This is a genomic window from Vaccinium witches'-broom phytoplasma str. VAC (assembly GCF_000309405.1).
Classification (GTDB): Bacteria; Bacillota_I; Bacilli_A; order Acholeplasmatales; family Acholeplasmataceae; genus Phytoplasma.
In genome coordinates, this window is record NZ_AKIN01000037.1 from 1 (window position 1) to 5,164 (window position 5,164).

General features: G+C 28.5%; 7 protein-coding genes. All 7 read right to left on the reverse strand.

Going from position 1 to position 5,164, the window contains the following annotated elements:
- Positions 1 to 160 precede the first annotated feature (160 nt).
- Positions 161 to 841, reverse strand: coding sequence for a hypothetical protein (locus RI68_RS04200; protein WP_261974267.1), 681 nt, complete (start codon positions 839 to 841; stop codon positions 161 to 163).
- A gap of 28 nt (positions 842 to 869) precedes the next feature.
- A complete protein-coding gene (locus tag RI68_RS00930; protein WP_261974268.1) occupies positions 870 to 2,360 on the reverse strand; it encodes an AAA family ATPase in 1,491 nt (496 codons plus the stop codon).
- A gap of 62 nt (positions 2,361 to 2,422) precedes the next feature.
- A complete protein-coding gene (locus tag RI68_RS00935; RefSeq protein ID WP_152411635.1) occupies positions 2,423 to 2,749 on the reverse strand; it encodes a hypothetical protein in 327 nt (108 codons plus the stop codon).
- 28 nt (positions 2,750 to 2,777) lie between these two features.
- A complete protein-coding gene (locus tag RI68_RS00940) occupies positions 2,778 to 3,383 on the reverse strand; it encodes a hypothetical protein (protein WP_017193380.1) in 606 nt (201 codons plus the stop codon).
- Between the two features lie 162 nt (positions 3,384 to 3,545).
- The gene (locus RI68_RS03870; RefSeq protein ID WP_161598271.1) at positions 3,546 to 3,698 is read right to left on the reverse strand and encodes a hypothetical protein; all 153 of its coding nucleotides are present in this window, start codon (positions 3,696 to 3,698) and stop codon (positions 3,546 to 3,548) included.
- Between the two features lie 6 nt (positions 3,699 to 3,704).
- On the reverse strand, positions 3,705 to 4,457 hold the full coding sequence (locus tag RI68_RS00945) for a hypothetical protein (protein WP_017193382.1): 753 nt from the start codon (positions 4,455 to 4,457) through the stop codon (positions 3,705 to 3,707).
- A 249-nt stretch (positions 4,458 to 4,706) separates the two neighbouring features.
- The gene (locus RI68_RS00950) at positions 4,707 to 5,069 is read right to left on the reverse strand and encodes an HU family DNA-binding protein (protein ID WP_017193383.1); all 363 of its coding nucleotides are present in this window, start codon (positions 5,067 to 5,069) and stop codon (positions 4,707 to 4,709) included.
- Positions 5,070 to 5,164 lie beyond the last annotated feature (95 nt).

Consider the following 5,164-nt stretch of genomic DNA (forward strand, 5'->3'; position numbering starts at 1 on the left):
GTTAATAAAATAAAAGTAAATTTAATAGAACTCCTTTTTATTTAAAAAATAATTAATTAATCACTAGGTGGTGTATATTCTCCTCCTGTGTTAAACTTCTCAGTATAAAGACTTAAAGTTTTACGCACAGGGTTGAGGTGGATCCTTTTTTAAATAGTTATTACTTAGTATTCATTGGTTCTGTATATAAAGTAAGATATTGTTTGACAGGATTAAAGTGAAGATAATAGATTTGTTTATCGTGAAGACTACCTAAAAGATTATTTTTTGGTATTTTAATTGGTTGCAAATAAAAATCTTTATCAGTATCTAAAATATATTTAGGTCCTTGATAACGGATTTGAATATTATAATTAGACTGATCTATCAAAACAGTATCACTAAATGTATTATTTTGAGTAAATAACGAATTATTTTTTCTACTATCTAAGTCTTGACGTACTGCAACAACCCCATCAAAACAATTAGGTTGTGTGCTGTTGAAACGCAGACTTTCCTCACGATAATGCCATTGATTAAAAGGTTTTTGTTTCACAAAAGCTTTTAAATCACTAGGTACTTTCCGAGGATATTGACAGTTATCTAAGCCGTTGAAACGAGTAAAAGGATAAGTTTGATCGATAATGGTATGATCTAAGGTTTTAATATTTAAACCTTTTTTCCATTCTCCGTATTGGTCTTCACATTCTTTACGATGGGCTTCTATTTCAGCTTTGGTCTTTTTAATTCCTAATTTAGTATCTAAACTCTCATCTAAATCTGAAGGTAGCATTACTTCGTGATTCTTATTCACAAACGCTAAACGGTCATAAGTCATAAAAGCATCACTTAATAATTTCACCCAATCACGATTCGAAAAAGTTTTTTTCTCATTTTCTTTTGTTTTTCTGTTTTTTTTCTTGCTCGGAATCATTTTCTTTAATTTCTTCTATAGGGGGGATTTTATCTATTAAAGTGGTTAAATGATTCAAAGTATGATAACTGATACGGTAATTATTAGCTAAAATTAAATATTTTAAAAAACCTGGAATTTCTTCTTTTTTAAAAGAATTAATTTCTATTTCTTGTTGAAAACGACTTCTTAGAGCGGAATCTATTTTATTTAAATGGTTAGTAGCTCCCATTAAGATAATTTTTTTCTCGCTTTTTTTAAAACCGTCTAATTTGGTTAATAAGTTATTAATAATATTAGAAGCCGTTTGGTTAGTATTTTTGTCTTCTCGATTCGCTAAACCACTAATTTCATCAATAAAGATAATGGATTTATCATGGGCTTCAGCTTCGGCCCAAATTTTTTCCAACTCTTCGTTCCCTTCGCCAACATAAGTTTTATCGAAACGAGAAGGTTCTAATTCGATATAATGGGTTCCTGTTTCTCCACAAATAGCCTCTATTAAATGACTTTTTCCTGTTCCAGGAGGACCATATAATAAAATTCCCATGGGTTTTACATTTTGATAACCAAGAACATGTTTCTCCCCTTTTAAATAATGAAGAATATTGGCGAATTTTTCTTTTTCTTCCTCCATTCCGTAAACACTATCTAAGGTTTTCGGTTTTTTCTGCATATTTTCTAGTTGATTTTTTTGAATATTTTCAATATCGCGAAGGAGTTTTTGCAGTCTTTTATCAAAAGAAAGCAATTGACTATCTAAAAATAAACGATAATTTCTTAATTGGGATTCTTCTTCTTGCGGAAGGTTTGCTGTTTGTAACAACTGAGTAATTTTTTCTTTTTCCGCGTCATTATAAGCCATAGCCTCTCTTAAATCGTTTATTTCGTCTTGGAAGACAGCTAATTTACTCTTTTGATCAATGAGGATATTTTGTTTTGCAATTTGTTGTTTCTTAACCGTTTGGATTTTTAATAAGGCTTGGCGTTGCTTAACTAAGTCTTCACTTTCTTTAGTTAAGACGTCTTTTTCTTGCTTTAATTTTTCTGCTTCTGCATTTAAACTAGTCAGCTCGTTTTGTAGCGTTTCTTTTTGGGCGACCTCAGTAGCAGGAAGCTTTTTTAAGGCTTCTTCTTTATTAGTCTTTTTTTGATTGATGGCGACTAAAAGATTATTAATTTCGTTATGACGTTTAATATTGAAATCTATTTTTTGTTTCAAAACATCGTCTTGACGTTTTAACTTGTCAGCTTCATCAATCTTTTTCTGATTCTCTTGGCGCAATTTTTCTAATTGTTCAGCCAAGGCATCTCCCTCTTCTTGAGTCGTTTTTTGTTCCGTTTCTTGTTTTTGTTTCTCTTGGAGAGTAGTGTTTTCTGATTTTAACAAACCATAAATACTAAGGATAACGACACAACCTGATAAAGAACCAAGGAAAAGAAGATAAATTTTATTAAAAAGTTTCATAAAAACTTTTCCTTTCTTTTTTAAGCAAATATATAATATAAAGTTTTTTTAATACCTTTTCATTAACTTAATAAATTAGACATTATCGCTTTTGTTATTGCTCTTGCGATAAACCAAGAAGGAATTATAGCAATTATGGTACATATTAATTTTGAATGTTCCAAAAGTAATAATAAAAACCTATCTGAAAAAATATAATCAATGATTATATCTAGAAACAAAAAAAACAAATAAACAATCCAAGTCATAAAGTAACAAAATACGCATGCTAAGATAGAATAATTATTTGACATAAAACAATACAAAATAACGCCATATAACAACAATTCCAAAATAAAAAATATTATTTTTACTATTTTATTAGAAGATGAAGTTTGTTGAATATTCATTATGTTGCTCCTTTCTTTTGGTTCTTTTTTAATCCACATCATAATATAAAGTCCGATGTTGACCTGTTTTCTTTTCATATAAATCAATTTTTCTTAAAGATTTAATATGATTCGTAGACCATAACATACCATCTTGGGCGTAATTATAAAAAGGAAATTTTAATTCAAAATCATAATTAAAAATGGTAAATGGTTCTTCGATTTTTTGATTAATCGGATAAATAGCCACAATTTTATCTTTTGCGATTTCTTTGACTACTATTTTATCAATGAAAAAATAACTTGGACCACCAAAATTTGTTCCTTTATCATAAATTATTTCTAAATGATAATTTTGAGGTTGAAAAAGAAAAGTATCTGGCAGCGGAGTGGAAGGAGCATTTTTATTCCAAAAGCAATATAAATGAGTCGCTCCGTTCCCCATTTGTTTTAAATCTTCTAAGGCATAAGTATCGTTTTTTCCTTCTCTTGTTCCACCTTCAAAATAAGCTAACAGAAATTGTTCTGGCGGTGGCTCTTTAATACGATATTTAAAATGAACTGGTTCTGATGTAGAATCGCTCGCATTATACAATGCATAACTAAAATCTTTTTCAAAAGTTTTGACAGGAAAATGATATTTTAACCATCCCATGACTTCTTTTATTCCTGTATTTTCACCTAAATAAACGTTATAACATTCTGTATTTTGATAAGTTTGTTCTTTTAAAGGTAAAAGAGAATGATAATAAAAATTATCAATTTCAGGAGATAAAGGTTTAAAAGAAGAAGGTTGTGTTTCTTGTAATAAAACTGTTTATTCTTTGATTGATTCTTTTAAAGGAAAATGAAGATGGGTTTTCGGCAAAGAACTTCCCCATTGAAATAATAAAGCAGCGATTAAAAAGCCCCCAGCAAATAACAAACAACTCCAACCTCTTTTAAAGAGGGGAGTAATATTTGTTGGCATAAAAAATTAGTTTAAAGTTTCTAATTGCGTTTGTAATTGTTCTTTACGCGTATTTAAAAGATGAGTGGAATAATTTTCTTCTGCTGTTTCTGTAATTTCTTTTTCTAAATGATTGATTTCTTGAATGATTTTTATTTTTTGAATCATTTTACTAATTTGTTTTTGAGTGTCGTCTAATTTAGTCGTTAAACGTGTTTTTTCCTCTATGATTTTCTTTTTATCTTCTTCTTTTAAATCAGGATTTTTTAATTTATTAGCTATATCTGGTAAAAGGGTATTTTCTATCTCTTCTTCTTCTGTGAGTAATTTTTCTTGTTCTTGTAAAGCAATTAATTCTTTTTCTTTTTGTAATTTCTTAGCTGTTAAAGTGTGTTTAGCCGTTAATTTATGTGTTTCGTTTTTTAATTTTTGGTCTAAATTTTTAATTTCTTCTTCTAAAAGACGACTATAAACCTCCCATAAATTTTTCTTTTCCAAATTTTCTTTTTGTTTTTGATAAAAATCGATAATTTGTTGTAAAGTTTCTTTGCTCGCAGCATCAGAAGTTTCTTTTAATTTTTGTTCGTAAAACTTAATTTGATCTGTTAATTGGTCTAAGCCTGACTGAGAAACTGCTTTCTCTTGGGTTGTCTCCTTATTAGATTTATCTGGTTCCTTCGTTATATAATAGTATCCCGCTAGAGATCCTAACACTAATAAGATGCCTGCTAATAATCCGAAATATAATTTGTTGAATAATTTTAATTTTTGTTTTTTCATTTTTTTGCTTCTTTCTTTTGATTTAATAAACTATACATTTTAAATTGTTTTTGGGAATATCACGACGTTCTTCACAAGTAAATTCTTGTTTCAGATATTTTAAAAGTAGTCATTTATACATTTTCTTTTCCTGCTTTCTTTTTAACAAAAACACTATTTTTCTCTCCTACTAGAAGATATTTAAAGAAAGGCGCTTCTTCAAAACTTTAAATATCTTCTAGTAGGAGAGAACAGATAATGTTTATGTCCTTATTGTTTCACAGCTTCTTTTAAAGGTTTTGCGATTTTAAAACTCACTTTTAAGGAAGCAGGATATTTAATCCTTTTGCCTGTTGGTTTAAATTTCATTCTGCCGTTTTTAAGTTTTATAGCTTTCATTTCAGGTCTTTCACAGGCTTTGATTTTAGAAACTACAAATTTTCCTAAACGAGTTCCTAAAACTACTTCCTTGTTATTGGCGATCGTTTGAAATAAAACTTCTTCAAATAAACTATAAAACGCGTTAGCTTCTGTAAAAGTAGTTCTGCCTTCTTTCGCTATGTTAGTAATTAATTCTTTTTTAGCTATTATTTTGTTAGTATTTTTGTGTTTAGTATTTTGTTTTTTAGTCATTTTGCTTTTTTTCCTTTATTTTTAAATTTGGTAAAATATTTTTAATAATTTGAATCCTTTTCTGGGTTTATTGTTTCATTTATTTGTGGGTTATC